The organism is Mycobacterium sp. NGS50, from assembly GCF_059812545.1.
Map to the genome: position 1 here is coordinate 167,512 of NZ_JCALCW010000004.1, position 14,860 is coordinate 182,371.

Annotated in this window: 16 protein-coding genes; 9 read left to right on the forward strand and 7 right to left on the reverse strand. The window is 69.2% G+C overall.

Annotated features, from left to right (window positions below; genetic code table 11):
* Nucleotides 1-4 precede the first annotated feature (4 nt).
* Nucleotides 5-1,054, reverse strand: coding sequence for a bifunctional (2E,6E)-farnesyl/geranyl diphosphate synthase (gene idsA2 / locus AC5Y36_RS04820; protein WP_500039750.1), 1,050 nt, complete (start codon nt 1,052-1,054; stop codon nt 5-7).
* A 254-nt stretch (nt 1,055-1,308) separates the two neighbouring features.
* On the opposite strand from idsA2, the gene AC5Y36_RS04825 reads away from it, so the two are divergent.
* Nucleotides 1,309-2,202, forward strand: coding sequence for a mycobacterial-type methylenetetrahydrofolate reductase (locus AC5Y36_RS04825; protein WP_500039712.1), 894 nt, complete (start codon nt 1,309-1,311; stop codon nt 2,200-2,202).
* Here AC5Y36_RS04825 and AC5Y36_RS04830 read toward each other — a convergent pair.
* Both AC5Y36_RS04830 and AC5Y36_RS04835 read right to left on the reverse strand, forming a co-directional pair.
* Nucleotides 2,178-2,879 (reverse strand): DUF3153 domain-containing protein, encoded by a 702-nt coding sequence (locus AC5Y36_RS04830; protein WP_500039713.1) that lies wholly within the window; start codon nt 2,877-2,879, stop codon nt 2,178-2,180. The two genes, AC5Y36_RS04825 and AC5Y36_RS04830, sit on opposite strands and share 25 nt — an antisense overlap.
* 28 nt (nt 2,880-2,907) lie before the next feature.
* Complete coding sequence (locus AC5Y36_RS04835) at nt 2,908-3,504, reverse strand: GNAT family N-acetyltransferase (protein ID WP_500039714.1); 597 nt, start codon at nt 3,502-3,504, stop codon at nt 2,908-2,910.
* A gap of 234 nt (nt 3,505-3,738) precedes the next feature.
* Here AC5Y36_RS04835 and AC5Y36_RS04840 point away from each other — a divergent pair, with 234 nt between their 5' ends.
* From AC5Y36_RS04840 to AC5Y36_RS04860, 5 genes are all read left to right on the forward strand, one after another.
* Complete coding sequence (locus AC5Y36_RS04840; RefSeq protein ID WP_500039715.1) at nt 3,739-4,146, forward strand: SCO2097 family morphological protein; 408 nt, start codon at nt 3,739-3,741, stop codon at nt 4,144-4,146.
* Nucleotides 4,147-4,538: 392 nt separating this feature from the next.
* Nucleotides 4,539-4,970, forward strand: coding sequence for a division/cell wall cluster transcriptional repressor MraZ (gene mraZ / locus AC5Y36_RS04845; RefSeq protein WP_500039716.1), 432 nt, complete (start codon nt 4,539-4,541; stop codon nt 4,968-4,970).
* 313 nt (nt 4,971-5,283) lie between these two features.
* Nucleotides 5,284-6,279 carry a 16S rRNA (cytosine(1402)-N(4))-methyltransferase RsmH gene (rsmH, locus tag AC5Y36_RS04850; RefSeq protein WP_500039717.1) on the forward strand — a complete coding sequence of 332 codons (996 nt, stop codon included), beginning with the start codon at nt 5,284-5,286 and terminating at the stop codon, nt 6,277-6,279.
* Nucleotides 6,276-7,358, forward strand: coding sequence for a cell division protein FtsL (gene ftsL, locus AC5Y36_RS04855; RefSeq protein ID WP_500039718.1), 1,083 nt, complete (start codon nt 6,276-6,278; stop codon nt 7,356-7,358). Before rsmH ends, ftsL begins: the two co-directional genes overlap by 4 nt.
* Nucleotides 7,359-7,405: 47 nt before the next feature.
* Nucleotides 7,406-9,334, forward strand: a complete 1,929-nt coding sequence (locus AC5Y36_RS04860; RefSeq protein WP_500039751.1) for a peptidoglycan D,D-transpeptidase FtsI family protein — start codon at nt 7,406-7,408, stop codon at nt 9,332-9,334.
* Nucleotides 9,335-9,337: 3 nt separating this feature from the next.
* Here AC5Y36_RS04860 and AC5Y36_RS04865 read toward each other — a convergent pair whose 3' ends face one another.
* The 4 genes from AC5Y36_RS04865 to AC5Y36_RS04880 all read right to left on the reverse strand — a co-directional run bounded on the left by AC5Y36_RS04865 (nt 9,338) and on the right by AC5Y36_RS04880 (nt 10,636).
* Nucleotides 9,338-9,748: a YbaB/EbfC family nucleoid-associated protein gene (locus AC5Y36_RS04865; protein WP_500039719.1), complete on the reverse strand. Its 411-nt coding sequence runs from the start codon at nt 9,746-9,748 to the stop codon at nt 9,338-9,340.
* Between the two features lie 139 nt (nt 9,749-9,887).
* A complete protein-coding gene (locus AC5Y36_RS04870) occupies nt 9,888-10,022 on the reverse strand; it encodes a GH-E family nuclease (RefSeq protein WP_500039720.1) in 135 nt (44 codons plus the stop codon).
* A 9-nt stretch (nt 10,023-10,031) separates the two neighbouring features.
* Entirely contained in the window at nt 10,032-10,430 is a 399-nt protein-coding gene (gene vapC, locus AC5Y36_RS04875) for a type II toxin-antitoxin system VapC family toxin (RefSeq protein WP_500039752.1), read from the reverse strand.
* The gene (locus AC5Y36_RS04880) at nt 10,430-10,636 is read right to left on the reverse strand and encodes a type II toxin-antitoxin system VapB family antitoxin (protein WP_500039721.1); all 207 of its coding nucleotides are present in this window, start codon (nt 10,634-10,636) and stop codon (nt 10,430-10,432) included. Before AC5Y36_RS04880 ends, vapC begins: the two co-directional genes overlap by 1 nt.
* A gap of 137 nt (nt 10,637-10,773) precedes the next feature.
* On the opposite strand from AC5Y36_RS04880, the gene AC5Y36_RS04885 reads away from it, so the two are divergent.
* The 3 genes from AC5Y36_RS04885 to mraY are packed head-to-tail and all read left to right on the forward strand — an operon-like array spanning nt 10,774 to nt 14,860.
* Nucleotides 10,774-12,303, forward strand: a complete 1,530-nt coding sequence (locus AC5Y36_RS04885; RefSeq protein ID WP_500039722.1) for a UDP-N-acetylmuramoyl-L-alanyl-D-glutamate--2,6-diaminopimelate ligase — start codon at nt 10,774-10,776, stop codon at nt 12,301-12,303.
* A complete protein-coding gene (locus tag AC5Y36_RS04890) occupies nt 12,300-13,784 on the forward strand; it encodes a UDP-N-acetylmuramoyl-tripeptide--D-alanyl-D-alanine ligase (protein WP_500039723.1) in 1,485 nt (494 codons plus the stop codon). Before AC5Y36_RS04885 ends, AC5Y36_RS04890 begins: the two co-directional genes overlap by 4 nt.
* The gene (gene mraY / locus AC5Y36_RS04895) at nt 13,781-14,860 is read left to right on the forward strand and encodes a phospho-N-acetylmuramoyl-pentapeptide-transferase (RefSeq protein ID WP_500039724.1); all 1,080 of its coding nucleotides are present in this window, start codon (nt 13,781-13,783) and stop codon (nt 14,858-14,860) included. The genes AC5Y36_RS04890 and mraY overlap by 4 nt, the downstream gene beginning before the upstream one ends.

Sequence of the window (14,860 nt, forward strand, 5' to 3'; positions counted from 1 at the left end):
GTGCTCAGCTGGATCGGTTCGCGGCCCGGCCGGCCAGGTCGGACAGGCCCGCCTTGGCGGCCGGCAGGATCGGTGCGGCAGCCAGGGTGGCCTGGGCCCGCCGGGTCAGCGTGTCGATCCGCTCTTCGACCGCCGCCAGCGCCCCCACCCGCGTGATGACCTCGCACAGCTCACCGACCTGGGCATCGGACAACTCGGTGCCGATCGAGCTGCGCAGCAGCTGCGCCGCCGCCGGGTCGGTGTCGTCGGCCAAAGCCACCGCCTCGGCCCACAGCACCGTGCGTTTGCCGGAACGCAGGTCGTCGCCGGACGGCTTGCCGGTCACGGCGGGGTCGCCGAACACGCCCAGCACGTCGTCGCGGAGCTGGAAAGCCACCCCCAGATCGGTGCCCAACTCGTGGAAAATGGTCTGAACATCGGGCCGGTCGGCGGCGGCAGCGGCACCCAGTTGCAGTGGCCGCGACACCGTGTAGGACGCCGTCTTGTAGGTGTTGACCTGCATGGCCGAGGCGATCGAGTCCGCGCCGCTGGCTTCGGCGACGATGTCCAGGTACTGACCGCCGAGCACCTCGGTGCGGATATCGGCCCACACCCGCTGCACCCGGCGCTGGGTTTCGGGCGTCATCTCGACGCTAGCGACGATGTCGTCGGCCCAGACCAGGGCGAGATCGCCGAGCAAAATGGCCGCCGACATCCCGAACTGGTCGGCCGAGCCGCGCCATCCGCTGCCGCGGTGCAGGCCGGCGAACTTCATATGGGTGGTGGGCTTGCCGCGCCGGGTGGCCGAGGCGTCGATCACGTCGTCGTGCACCAGGGCGCAGGCATGCAGCAGTTCCAGGGCCCCGAACAGCCGCAGCATCCCGGCATCCGGGTCGGTGTCGGCCACCGCCCGCCAACCCCAGTAGGCGAACGCCGGGCGCAGACGCTTGCCGCCGGACAGCACGAACTCCTCCAGGCCATCGACCAGCGCCTCGTAATCGGCACCGATGTATGCGGTGTCGCGACGGCGGGTGCGCAGGTATTCACGCAACTGATCGGTGATGGCACCGGCCAACTCCACGGCTGACGGTGCCGCTGCCTCGACGCTCAGCGCGGCACCCCCTTTCTGCTAGCCGGGCCTCATACCGGGTGCCATCAGGGTAGCCGCTGTCTGCCGGCGCCATCGCGAGGTTGGCCGGTGCTGGCCGGGCCCGACGCCGCTTGCCCGCCTATGCTGTTCGGTAACCGGGGCTCGCCCGTCGGACGCCCACAGCGTCCCGGGCTGCGGATTGCCGCACCGAATTCGCCCCCACACACAGGAGCATTCCTTTGACGTTGAACACCATTGCGCTCGAGCTGGTACCGCCCAACGTGGAACGCGGTCGTCAGCAGGCGGTCGACGACGCGCAGAAAGTGCTCAAGTTCGCGGCGGACTTCGGCCTGAGCGGCCAGATCCGGCACATCATGATGCCCGGCATGATCGAAGAGGAAGCCGACCGCCCGATCGAGTGGAAACCGAAGCTGGACGTGCTGGATTTCTGGTCGATCGTCGCACCGGAGCTGCCCGGCATGAAGGGACTGTGCAGCCAGGTCACCGCATTCTCCGATGAGGCCGCGCTGCACGGCCGGCTCAGCGAGCTGCTGGCCGCCGGGATCGACGGTGTGGTGTTCGTCGGGGTGCCGCGCACCATGGCCGACGGTGAGGGTTCCGGCGTCGCACCCACCGATGCCCTGGCCATCTATGACCAGCTGGTGACCAACCGCGGCGTGATCGTGATCCCCACCCGCGCCGAGGAAGCGGGACGCTTCGGGTTCAAGTGCAGCCGCGGCGCGACTTTCGCGCAGACCCAGCTGCTGTATTCCGATGCCATCGTGGGCTTTTTGTCCGACTTCGCGAAGAACACCGATCACCGGCCGGAGATTCTGCTGTCGTTCGGTTTCGTGCCGCAGCTGGAGAACCGGGTGGGATTCATCAACTGGCTGATCCAGGACCCGGGCAACGCGGCGGTGGCCGAGGAACAGGCGTTCGTCAAGACGTTGGCGGGCACCGAACCCGCGCAGCGGCGGGGGCTGATGCTCGATCTGTACAAGCGCGTCATCGACGGTGTCGGCGAACTCGGATTCCCGCTGAGCATCCACCTCGAGGCGACCTACGGGGTCAGCGCTCCGGCGTTCGAGACGTTCGCGGCGATGCTGGATTACTGGTCGCCGGCCCCGGCGTGAGTCTGCGACTCGTCGTCGTCGGTCAGGCGGGGGGAGCGGTCGCGCCCCTGCCAGGCCAGTAGCGCGATCAGGCCGGCCACCGCGAGCGATCCCACACCCAGCCGGAAGGCGGCGTTGGTGAACGAACGGGTGCTCGGATCGGTGTAGCGGGCCTGCGCGGTCATGGTGCTGACGACCCCGGGCTGCAGTTTCCACTGCACCGAGTCGCTGGCGATGCGATCGCCGTTGGTGGAGGTCACCTCACCGGGGAAGGTGATGCTCAACTCGACGTCGGCCTCCGGATCGTTCAGCGAGGTCAGATCGACCCGGCCGTCCAGGATCACCACGTTGCCGGACCGGCGCAGCGACAGGTCCACGCCGGCGGATTCGGGGTTCATGTTCGCCAGCTGCGGCAGTTCGGCGAAGGTCAGGTCGGAGAACACCGCCTGCGAGCCGACGAAGCCGTCCCGGTTGTATTTGGAGATCGCGACCTTCTGGCTGAACGGCACGTCGGGGCTCAGCTGTGGCCCGCTGTCGTGGTCGTTGCGCGGTTTGGCCGCCGCAACCACTTGTCCGGACACCGTGTCGTCGGCGGAGACGGTGAGCGACGTCTTGACCCGCACACATCCGACGGTCAGCAGCATCAGCGGCAGCAGTAGCGCGACCGCGACGAGACGGTGGCGAGTTGTGGTGCGCACCTGGTCATCGTGCCAGACGTGAGCGAGGCTACAGCGGCAGTGCCCGGCCCAGGATGGCGAATGGACGCGGGTCGCCGGCGAAGTAGTAGCCGCGGATGATGTCGGTGAAGCCCAGCCGCCGGTACAGCCGCCAGGCGCGGTTGGTCTCGCCGTGGATCTCCGGCGTGGACAGCAGCACGTTGGCTTCGGCCCGGCGCGAGAGCAGCCGCCGCGCCAACGCCTCACCCAGGCCGCGGCCCTGGGCGGCCGGCGTGATGTGCAACTCGGTCAGCTCGAAGTAGCTGGTCATCAACCGGGTGATCTCGGTGTCGGGCCGGCCGGTGCGCCGCAAACCCTGCATCACCTGCTGCTGCCACCATTGTTCTGGGGCGCCGCAATAGCCGTAGGCCACGCCCAGCAGCGGTGCATCGCTGAGCTGGGCTTGTGCCGGCCAGCTGTCGGATGCCACGGCTTCCACGGCGGCCACCGCTTGCCAGCCGGTTCGGTGCATGTGTTCCATCCACATCGCCGCGCGCTGGTTCTCGGTTCCGCGCGGGTACCCCATCGCCTCGACGTAGACCCTCAGCGCGTCGGGCAGGCGGTCTGCCATGTCCTGCGGCGCCAAATCGATGAGGAACGTCGCCAACTCGAATGCCCTCCCGGTGCTGGGGTGCGATGCTGCCGTTGGTCATTATCCGGTGTGGCCGGCCGCGGCCGAACCGCGATCGGCCCGGGCGATCACACCGGTTGGCTACAATCTGGGTCGAACCCGGTGGTACGACCCAGATTGACCTCGTATCATCAGTGTTAGTTGCTCGCGGTGCGGGCATGTAGGTGCTATCCGGAGTCACTGTGACGGGCCGTCGGCAAGGAGGGACGAATGCCACTCTCCGATCATGAGCAGCGGATGCTCGATCAGATCGAGAGCGCTCTCTATGCCGAGGACCCCAAGTTCGCGTCCAGCGTTCGTGGCGGTGGCCTGCGCGCACCGAGCACTCGGCGCCGGATTCAGGGTGCGGGCCTGTTCGTGGCCGGTTTGGCGATGCTGGTGGCGGGGGTGCCGTTCTACGCGACGGTCAATCACGCGTTCCTGGTGTTGAGCGTGGTGGGATTCATCGTGATGTTCGGCGGCGCGGTGTTCGCCGTGACCGGCCCGCGGATTCCCGGCGGGCACGCGCCGTCGGGCTCGTCGGCGTCGCACGGTGACCGTCAGCGTCGCGCCAAGGGCTCCAACAGTTCGTTCGCCAGCCGGATGGAAGACCGGTTCCGCCGCCGCTTCGACCAGTAGTCGCTGAGTTTTCCCGGGGCAGCCTGCTGGGCTGCCCCGTTTTCGTGTGTGGGCGTGCGTCGCCGGTCGGTTCCCCCCCGGCCGGTGTTGAGATCGCTGCCGTTGCTGTGACTCACGAGTCGGGACGCGATCTCAACACCGTCGTGTCGCCCTGACGGTGTCCCGACGCGGAATGGCAGCTGGTTTCCCCACCGCGCCCCACCGATTCAAATGCGCCGCGATACGGGCTTTGAACTGGCTTTTTCGCGCCGTCGCAGCGGCGGGTGTGGCGTGTGTTCCCTCGATTTGTGGTGCGGGTGGGGAAAACACCCAACTGTTACCCGCTGGAATGGCGCGAAGTGGGGGAGTGTGGGGTATCGTGGCGGATGTCGGGTGAAGCAGGAGGTGCGGGGATGTTTCTCGGCACCTACACGCCCAAGCTCGACGACAAGGGGCGGCTGACGCTGCCGGCCAAGTTCCGCGACGCACTGGCAGGAGGGTTGATGGTCACCAAGAGCCAAGACCACAGCCTGGCCGTGTACCCGCGGGCCGAGTTCGAGCAGCTGGCTCGGCGGGCCGCGAGCGCGTCGCGCAGCAACCCCGATGCGCGGGCGTTCCTGCGCAACCTTGCTGCGGCCACCGACGAGCAGCACCCCGACGCCCAGGGCCGAATCACCTTGTCGGCCGACCACCGCCGCTACGCAAACCTGTCCAAGGAATGCGTCGTCATCGGGTCCGTGGACTACCTCGAGATCTGGGACGCGCAGGCCTGGCAGGACTACCAGCAAACCCACGAAGAGAACTTCTCCGCGGCCAGCGATGAAGCACTCAGCGACATCATCTGAGGCGTATGCCCGTGCCTCGTGGCCTCTGCCCGAACCGACCCTGACGTACTTCCCCGACGCCAGGTTCGCGACATCGGACAGGGACCTCGAGGCATGCGGTCGATCGCAAGGGCGGCGGAGCCGGGTGCAGCGGGTCGACCGTGGAGGGTGCGGTCGATCGCAAGGGCGGCGGAGCCGGGTGCAGCGGGTCGACCGTGGAAGGTGCGGTCGATCGCAAGGGCGGCGGAGCCGGGTGCAGCGGGTCGACCGTGGAAGTTCCGGTCGATCGCAAGCGCGGCGGAGCCGGTACTGCCGCCCGATACAGGGAGGTGCGGTGGGCGATTACGGCCATCTACCGGTACTTGCCGACCGCTGCGTCGAGCTGCTGTCTCCGGCGCTGACCCGGCACCACCCCGACGGGACCGGAGCAATCCTGGTCGATGCCACCCTGGGCGCCGGCGGGCACGCCGAGCGATTCCTCACCGAACTGCCCGGCCTCCGGCTGGTCGGTCTGGATCGGGACCCGACCGCACTCGCCATTGCCGCCGGCCGGCTGGCGCCGTTCGCCGATCGGATCAGCCTGGTCCGGACCCGTTATGACGGCATTTCGCAGGCCCTGACTGAATCCGGTTACCCGACAACAGCATCCGTCGACGGCGTACTGTTCGACCTCGGCGTCTCGTCGATGCAGCTGGACCGCGTCGAGCGGGGATTCTCCTACGCCCAGGACGCGCCGCTGGACATGCGGATGGATCCCGAATCGCCGCTGACCGCCGCGGAGATCGTCAACACCTACGACCAGAAGGCGCTGACCGACATCCTGCGCCGCTTCGGTGAAGAGCGTTTCGCGTCGCGGATCGCCGCGCAGATCGTGCGCCGCAGGGCACAGTCTCCGTTCACCACGACCGGTGAACTGGTCGCCCTGCTCTACGAAGCGATTCCGGCGCCGGCGCGGCGCACCGGCGGACATCCCGCCAAGCGGACGTTCCAGGCATTGCGGGTCGCGGTCAACAGCGAGCTGGACTCGCTGAGCGACGCCCTGCCCGCCGCGTTGGACGCGTTGAGGGTGGGTGCCCGCATTGTGGTGATGGCCTACCAGTCGCTGGAGGACCGGATCGTCAAGAACATGTTCGCCGAGGCGACCGCGTCGACGACGCCACCGGGGCTGCCGGTCGAACTACCCGGCCATGAACCGCAATTCACGTCGCTGACGCATGGCGCCGAGCGTGCTGACGCCGCCGAGATCGAGAACAACCCGCGTAGTGCCCCGGTTCGGCTCCGGGCCCTGCAGCGCATTGAACACCGGGGAGTCAAAGGGGGAAGCCGATGAGCAGTAAGCGTGAGGCGCCGGCGCGTCGCGGCGGGGAACGTCGACGCCGCGCCGATGGTGCCGCTCGCAACAGCGTGCGCCGTCCTGCGGACGCGCCGCAGCCGGGCCGCACCCGGGCCCGCGCCGGCAAGCCCGCCGCACCCGTCCGGGAAGCGCGCGCGCCGCGGACCGGCCCACAGACCGCGGCGATCGGCCGTCCGGCGCCGGCCAAGAGCACGCGGCAGGCCAAGGCGCGTGCCAAGGCCCGCAAAGCCAAGGCGCCCAAGGTTGTTCGCCTGCCGCTGCGCGAACGCCTGATCAACCGGCTGGCGGCCATCGACCTGCGGCCGCGGACCCTGATGTCCAAGGTCCCGTTCGTCGTGTTGGTGATCGGCGCGCTCGGCGTGGGTCTCGGTGTCACGCTGTGGCTGTCGACCGACTCGGCCGAGCGTTCCTATCAGCTCAGCAGCGCCCGGGAACGCAACCGGGTATTGCTGCAGCAGAAGGAATCACTCGAGCGCGAGGTACTCGAGGCCGAGGCCGCTCCGGCGTTGGCCGAGGCGGCCCGCGGCCTGGGCATGATCCCGTCCCGGGACGCGGCCCATCTCGTCCAGGACCCGGCCGGCAACTGGGTGGTGGTCGGAAGCCCGAAACCCGCTGAAGGGAACGTACTTCCGCCGCTGAACAACAAGCTTCCGGAGGAAGCGCCGGCGCCTGCCGCCGCGCCGACCGCCGATCCGGTGGAAGTGCCGGTCCGGGTGACGCCCAGTCTCGGAGCCCCGGGGCTACCTGGTGTGGTGCCCGGTGCGCCGGACGTGTTGCTGCGCGCCCCCAACGGGGCGACGACGGTGGGCGCTGAGCACCTGCCCGGCGACGGGTCTCCCGCTGCCGTGGGCCCACCGGTACCGGAGGCCGGCTTGCCCGCACCGCTGCCGGCCGCACCGGAGCCGGTGCCCGGGGTCGGCCTGCTGCCGGGACCGCCACCGCAGCTGACCGCGCCGCAACCGCAACCGGTACTCGCCCCGCAGCCGGCGCCGCCTGGCACACCCCTGATGGCGGGTCCGCCTCCCGTCGCCGCCGCACCGGGGACTGCCAGGTGAGCCGCCTCGGCGGCTCCCGCGTCGGTCGATCGGCCGCGGCGGGGCCGCTGCGGGCAGGCAAGGGAAAGAAGGCCGCCAAGCCAACCAAATCCGGTAAAGCGATTACGGATTCGCATGCCCCCGGCCACTCGGCGCGGGTGCGCCGCACCCGGCAGGCCGTCGACGTCGAGCCGCGCGGCGAATCGTTCACCTTTCGGCACCGGGCCGGCAACGCGGTCATCTTCTTGGCCCTCGCCGCTGCCGCCGCGCAGCTGTTCTATCTGCAGGTGCCCAAGGCGGCCGGGTTGCGCGCCGAGGCGGCCGGGCAGCTCAAGGTCACCGATATCCAACAGGCGATGCGCGGCAGCATCGTCGACCGCAACAACGACAAGCTGGCCTTCACCGTCGAGGCCCGCGCGCTGACCGTGCAACCGGTCAAGGTTCGCGAGCAGCTGACCGAGGCCAGGCAGCTCAACGCCAGCGCCCCCGACCCGCAGCGGCGGCTGCACGAGATCGCCACCGAGATCGCCACCCGGCTGAACAACAAGCCCGATGCCGCGACCGTGGAGAAAAAGCTGCAGAGCAACGACAGCTTCGCCTATCTGGCCCGCGCCGTCGACCCCGCCATCGCCGAGGCGATCACCACGAAGTTCCCCGAAGTCGGCAGTGAGCGCCAGGATCTGCGTCAATACCCGGGCGGCTCGCTGGCCGCCAACATCGTCGGCGGCATCGACTGGGACGGCCACGGCCTGCTGGGTCTGGAGGACTCGCTGGACGCGTTGCTGGCCGGAACCGACGGCTCGGTCACCTACGACCGGGGATCCGACGGCGTGGTGATCCCCGGCAGCTACCGCAACCGGCACAAGGCCGTCGACGGCTCCACCGTGCAGCTGACCCTCGACAACGACATCCAGTTCAACGTCCAGCAACAGGTCCAGCAGGCCAAGAACGCCTCCGGTGCCCACACCGTGGCCGCGGTGGTGCTCGACGCCAAGACCGGCGAAGTGCTGGCCATGGCCGGCGACAACACCTTCGACCCCGCCCAGGACCTCGGACGCCAGGGCGACAGGCAGATGGGCAATCCGTCGGTCACCTCGCCGTTCGAGCCCGGATCGGTGAACAAGGTCGTCACCGCCGCCTCGGCCATCGAATTCGGGTTGACCAACCCCGACGAGGTGCTGCAGGTGCCGGGTGCGATCGACATGGGCGGCGTGACCGTGCACGACGCCTGGGAACACGGGGTGACCGCCTACACCACCACCGGGGTGTTCGGAAAGTCTTCCAACGTCGGCACACTCATGCTGGCGCAGCGGGTCGGCCCGGGACGCTTCTACGACATGATGGAGAAGTTCGGGCTGGGTCAGCGCACCAATGTCGGTCTGCCCGGCGAGAGCGCCGGCCTGGTGCCCCCCATCGACCAGTGGTCGGGCAGCAGCTTCTCCAACCTGCCGATCGGGCAGGGTCTTTCGATGACGCTGCTGCAGATGGCCGGCATGTACCAGGCGATCGCCAATGACGGAGTGCGCGTTGCGCCCCGGATCATGAAAGCGACCATCTCCCCGGACGGTTCCCGCACCGAAGAGCCACGCCCGGAAGGGGTTCGGGTGGTGTCGGCGCAGACCGCGCAGACCGTGCGCGACATGCTGCGCGCCGTCGTGCAACACGACCCGACCGGAGTCCAGCAGGGCACCGGGCCCAAGGCCGCCGTCGACGGCTACCAAATCGCCGGAAAGACCGGCACCGCACAGCAGATCAACCCGGCCTGCGGCTGCTACTACGACGACGTCTACTGGACCACGTTCGCCGGCATCGCCCCGGCCGACAACCCCCGCTACGTGATCGGGCTGATGATGGACAACCCGCACCGCGCGGCCGACGGATCACCGGGCTCCTCGGTCGCCCCGCTGTTCCACAACATCGCGTCCTGGCTGCTGCAGCGCGAAGGTGTGCCGCTGTCCGCCGATCCGGGTCGACCGCTGACGCTGGAGATGATGTAGGGGTTACCTTTCGGCCCGAAGACTAGGCGGGGTATACGATTCGTCGTCGGCAAACGGCGGTTCCTCGTGCGGCGTTTCCTCCGGTACTGCTTGTGTTTTGCGCAGACTTGCCACCGAGGTCCGCAGGAAGTCGAGCACATCCGGTCCCAGATCGTGTGTGCGCTCGTATTGATCGATGACGTCAGCGAGTTGGTCTACGCGGTTGTCGAACGCGCTGGCGCATAGGGTGGTAATCACTTCTCCCAGCCGTTCCGCGGAGATTTGCGTCACCTTGGGGTCCAGCCAGACCTCGGCGACGCGGCCCGCGGCGTCGACCTTGACCGTGATCAGTCCGGCACCTTCCCGTGCTTCGCCCACTACCTTGGCAAATAGGTCGGCAAGTTCGCTGGGGTTGAAGTGGTCATCAGTGTCCATGCCCGGCGGCTCCTTGCCGTGAGAGCGTAGCCAGATTCATCAAGCATCAGCGGAGTCAATTCGGTGTTTCAGCGGTTGTTGCTGCTCGGCGGTTAGATGGCCAGGGGATCGGGGGTTCGCGAATACCCAAAGACATTCATCAGCGCGATGCCGGTGGCTGTCGTGACCAGCCTTCGGAAATCGCTTGGTCGCGGAGCCGCCAGAATTCCTGCCCTGGCAGGTGGCCGAACTGCGGCTTCGGATCGACAGGATATTTCAGTCCGCTGGCGGCCATCGCTGCCGCTCAGAACAGCGGCAGCGTTCGCAACGCGCAATGCCTGCGGATGACTTCGAAGTCGCGGTCGCGATGCGCCACCAGGAGCCCCAAACGCAGTCCCATCGCGGCGACTTGGCAATCGATCAAGCTGCGGATGGTGTCGCCGCCGCGCCGACAACGCCGGTGAATCGCCGCGGCGTCCTCGGCATCGCGCACGGGCGCGAGCGGTTCGATATCGAATCGCTGCAGGAACCGCCGTCGAACCGACGCGGCTTTCTCGTCGGTGGTCCCGATCAGCAACTCCATCAGAACCACCTCGGGGATGGTCAGCGACGTTTGATCGGCAATGCGATCGGCGACCCAACGGCTTGCGGTCGACTCGGTGGTCGTCAAGTACTCGATCCACACCGACGTGTCGACGATCATCATTCAGGAGCCGAGAACGCTTCGAGCTGTTCGTTGGTGTAGTCGAAGCCGCTCCCTTGCAGCGCCAGCGCTTCTTCGACGCTGAGGGCGTCGCCTACCAGCCGGCGCAATGCCAGGTCCACGGCGCTGCGTTTCGACGTCAACCGGTAGATGCGTTGCGCGGCGGCGATCAGCTCGTCGTCGATGTCGATGTTCGTCCGCGACATGACACCACCGTACACCTCTGGGTGTATGCAGCCTTTCTCTTTTCCGGTTCGCGCCTTGCTCGGCGCACCGCACGGTTGGAATAGGGTGGCTAGGCCGAGAAGGGCGCGACTGCGCGGGCGGACGGAGGTGGTGTGCGGTGTCGACGGCGCTGCGTCCGTCCGTGGGCGACGGGCTGCCCCTGCTCACGCTGGCCGCCCAGATCAGCGCGGTACCCACCGAAGGCAGCGCCATCGCCCACACCCGCATCACCGGCCTGACGCTGCGGGCACAGGACTGCGCGCCCGGCGACCTGTTCGCCGCGCTGCCGGGCGCGACGACGCACGGGGTGCGCTACACCGGCCAGGCGGTGCAGCGCGGCGCGGTGGCGGTGCTGACCGACGCCGCCGGGGTCGCCGAAATCGGTACCGACCACGGCGTGCCGGTGCTGGTGCATCCCACCCCCCGCCAGGTGCTCGGCGAACTGGCCGCCACCGTCTACGGCAACCCGTCGCAACGGCTCCAGGTCATCGGCATCACCGGAACCTCCGGCAAGACCACCACCACCTACCTCATCGAGGCCGGGCTGCGGTCCGCCGGGCGCACGGCGGGACTGATCGGCACCGTCGGCGTCCGCATCGACGGCACCGAGCTGCCCAGCGCGCTGACCACCCCGGAGGCCCCCGCCCTGCAATCCCTGCTCGCGGTGATGGCCGAACGCGGCGCCGACACCGTGGTGATGGAGGTGTCCAGCCATGCGCTGTCGCTGGGCCGGGTGGACGGCGTCGACTTCGCGGTCGGCGGCTTCACCAACCTGTCCCGCGACCACCTGGACTTCCATCCGAGCATGGCCGACTACTTCGAAGCCAAGGCGCGACTGTTCGACCCCGACTCGCCGTTGCGCGCGGGCACCGCGGTGATTTGCGTCGACGACGACGCCGGCCGCGCGATGGCGGCCCGGTTCGGTGACGCGATCACCGTCGGGATCGACAACGCCTCGGCGCGCTGGCGTGCCGAGGACATCCAGAGCACGCCGGGCGGCGGCCAGGAATTCACCGTGATGGACACCGCCGGGGTGCACCACCGAATCGGCATCGGACTGCCCGGCCGCTACAACATCGCCAATACCCTTGTCGCACTGGCGATTCTGGATACCATCGGAGTCTCGCCAGAGCAGGCGTCCACCGGATTGCGTCAGGCGCGGGTCCCCGGGCGCCTGGAGCCCGTCGACCGCGGCCAGGACTTCCTGGCGCTCGTCGACTACGCCCACAAGCCCGGCGCGCTGCAGGCGGTGCTGCAGACCCTGCGGTCAAACCGCGACGATGCCCGGCTGGCGGTGGTGTTCGGCGCCGGCGGCGACCGCGACCCCGGCAAGCGCGAACCGATGGGGCAGATCGCCGCCGAGTTGGCCGACCTGGTCGTCGTCACCGACGACAACCCGCGCAGCGAGGACCCCGCCCTCATCCGCCACGCGATCCTGTCCGGTGCGGCCCAAGCAGGCAGCGGCGCCCAGGTCGTCGAGGTCGGCGACCGGCGCGCCGCCATCGCGCACGCGGTGGCCTGGGCACGGCCCGGCGACGTGGTGCTAATCGCCGGCAAGGGCCACGAAACCGGGCAGACCAGCCAAGGACACACCACTGCGTTCGACGACCGGCTGGAACTGGCCGCCGCGCTGGAGGCCCGCGCGTGATCGACCTGACGCTGGCCCAGATCGCCGAGATCGTCGGCGGCACCCTGGCCGACGTCGACCCGGCCGTCGCCGCGCGCACCCACGTCACCGGCACCGTCGAGTTCGATTCCCGCAACATCACCGCGGGCGGGCTGTTCCTGGCCCTGCCCGGGGCCCGCGCCGACGGCCACGACCATGCCGGCGCGGCGATCGCCCAAGGTGCGGTGGCGGTGCTGGCGGCCCGTCCGGTCGGGGTGCCCGCCATCGTGGTGCCACCGGCGCCCGGCCACAACAGCCGGGCCGGGGTCCTCGAACACGACGCCGACGGCTCAGGTGCGGCGGTCCTGGCCGCACTGGCGAAGCTGGCGGCCGCGGCGGCCGCCGAGCTGGCCGGCAAAGGCCTGACCATCATCGGGGTGACCGGGTCGTCGGGCAAGACCTCGACCAAGGATCTGCTGGCGGCGGTGCTGGCGCCGCTGGGTCAAGTGGTGGCGCCGCCGGGATCGTTCAACAACGAACTGGGCCATCCCTGGACGGTGCTGCGGGCCGACGAGAACACCGACTACCTGATCCTGGAGATGTCGGCGCGGCACCCGGGCAACATCGCCGCGCTGGCCGCGATCGCTCCGCCCGCGATCGCCGTGGTGCTCAACGTCGGCACCGCGCACCTGGGTGAATTCGGCTCCCGCGAGGTGATCGCACAGACCAAAGCCGAACTGCCGCAGGCTGTCCCGTCATCCGGGGTGGTGGTGCTCAACGCCGACGATTCGGCGGTGGCGGCGATGGCGGATCAGACCGCGGCGCGGGTGGTGCGGGTCAGCCGCGCCGGGCCGGCCGACGTGTGGGCCGGCCCGGTCGACCTCGACGACCTGGCCCGGCCCCGCTTCACGCTGCACACCGACGCCGCCGCCATCGACGTAACCCTGGCTGTGCACGGCGACCACCAGGTCAGCAACGCACTGTGCGCGGCGGCCGTCGCCCTGGAATGCGGTGCCACCGCCCAGCAGCTGGCCACCGCGCTGGCCAACGCCGGCCCGGTGTCGGCGCACCGCATGCATGTCAGCACCCGTGCCGACGGGGTCACGGTGATCGACGACGCCTACAACGCCAACCCCGACTCGATGCGCGCCGGCCTGCAGGCGCTGGCCGCCATCGCCCGGCACACCGGCAGCACGCGGCGCAGCTGGGCGGTGCTGGGGGAGATGGGCGAACTCGGCGAGGACGCGATCACCGAACATGACCGCATCGGCCGGCTGGCGGTGCGCTTAGATGTGTCTCGTCTGGTTGTCGTCGGAAAAGGGAGGGCGATGAGCGCGATGCATCACGGCGCGGTCATGGAGGGGTCCTGGGGATCCGAGTCCACCATGGTCGACGACGCCGATGACGCCCTGGCCCTGCTGCAGGCCGAACTGCAGCCCGGAGACGTGGTCCTGGTCAAGGCGTCCAACGCCGCGGGCCTGGGACGGTTGGCCGCGGCGCTGGCGGCCGGGGAGCGCCGATGATCCAGATCCTGATCGCCGTCGCCATCGCGGTAACGGTGTCGATCCTGCTGACCCCGGTGCTGATCCGGCTGTTCACCCGGCAGGGCTTCGGGCACGAGATCCGTGAAGACGGCCCACCCAGCCACCACACCAAGCGCGGCACCCCGTCGATGGGCGGGGTGGCCATCCTGGCCGGGGTGTGGGCCGGCTACATCGGCACCCACCTGGCCGGTCTGGCCTTCGGCGGCGAGGGACCGTCGGCGTCGGGGCTGCTGGTGCTCGCGCTGGCCACCGCCTTGGGCGGCGTCGGCTTCGTCGACGACCTGATCAAGATCCGCCGGTCGCGCAACCTCGGGCTGAACAAGACCGCCAAGACGGTCGGGCAGATCACCGCGGCGGTCCTGTTCGGCGTGCTGGTGCTGGGCTTCCGCAACGACGCCGGCCTGACCCCGGGCAGCGCGCAGCTGTCTTACGTGCGCGAGATCGCCACCGTCACCCTGGCGCCGGCGCTGTTCGTGCTGTTCTGCGTGGTGCTGGTCAGCGCCTGGTCCAACGCGGTCAACTTCACCGACGGCCTGGACGGGTTGGCCGGTGGCGCCATGGCGATGGTCACCGCGGCCTACGTGCTGATCACCTTCTGGCAGTACCGCAACGCCTGCGCGACCGCCCCCGGCCTGGGCTGCTACAACGTGCGCGACCCGCTGGATCTGGCGCTGATCGCGGCCGCGACGGCGGGCGCCTGCATCGGGTTCCTGTGGTGGAACGCCGCACCGGCGAAGATCTTCATGGGCGACACCGGCTCGCTGGCCCTCGGCGGGGTGATCGCCGGACTGTCGGTATGCAGTCGCACCGAGTTCCTGGCGGTGGTGTTGGGGGCGCTGTTCGTCGCCGAGATCACCTCGGTTGTGGTGCAGATCCTGGCATTTCGCAGCACCGGGCGCCGGGTGTTCCGGATGGCGCCGTTCCACCACCACTTCGAGCTGGCCGGCTGGGCTGAAACCACGGTGATCATCCGGTTCTGGCTGCTCACCGCGATGGCCTGCGGGCTGGGCGTGGCACTGTTCTACAGCGAGTGGCTCGCGGCCACCGGCAACTGA

Coding starts and splice junctions, on each gene's coding strand:
- AC5Y36_RS04840 (WP_500039715.1), top strand. CDS start 3,739: ATGCCACTCTCCGATCATGAGCAGCGGATGCTCGATCAGATCGAGAGC.
- mraZ (WP_500039716.1), top strand. CDS start 4,539: ATGTTTCTCGGCACCTACACGCCCAAGCTCGACGACAAGGGGCGGCTG.
- ftsL (WP_500039718.1), top strand. CDS start 6,276: ATGAGCAGTAAGCGTGAGGCGCCGGCGCGTCGCGGCGGGGAACGTCGA.
- AC5Y36_RS04865 (WP_500039719.1), bottom strand. CDS start 9,748: ATGGACACTGATGACCACTTCAACCCCAGCGAACTTGCCGACCTATTT.
- AC5Y36_RS04870 (WP_500039720.1), bottom strand. CDS start 10,022: ATGGCCGCCAGCGGACTGAAATATCCTGTCGATCCGAAGCCGCAGTTC.
- vapC (WP_500039752.1), bottom strand. CDS start 10,430: ATGATCGTCGACACGTCGGTGTGGATCGAGTACTTGACGACCACCGAG.
- AC5Y36_RS04880 (WP_500039721.1), bottom strand. CDS start 10,636: ATGTCGCGGACGAACATCGACATCGACGACGAGCTGATCGCCGCCGCG.
- mraY (WP_500039724.1), top strand. CDS start 13,781: ATGATCCAGATCCTGATCGCCGTCGCCATCGCGGTAACGGTGTCGATC.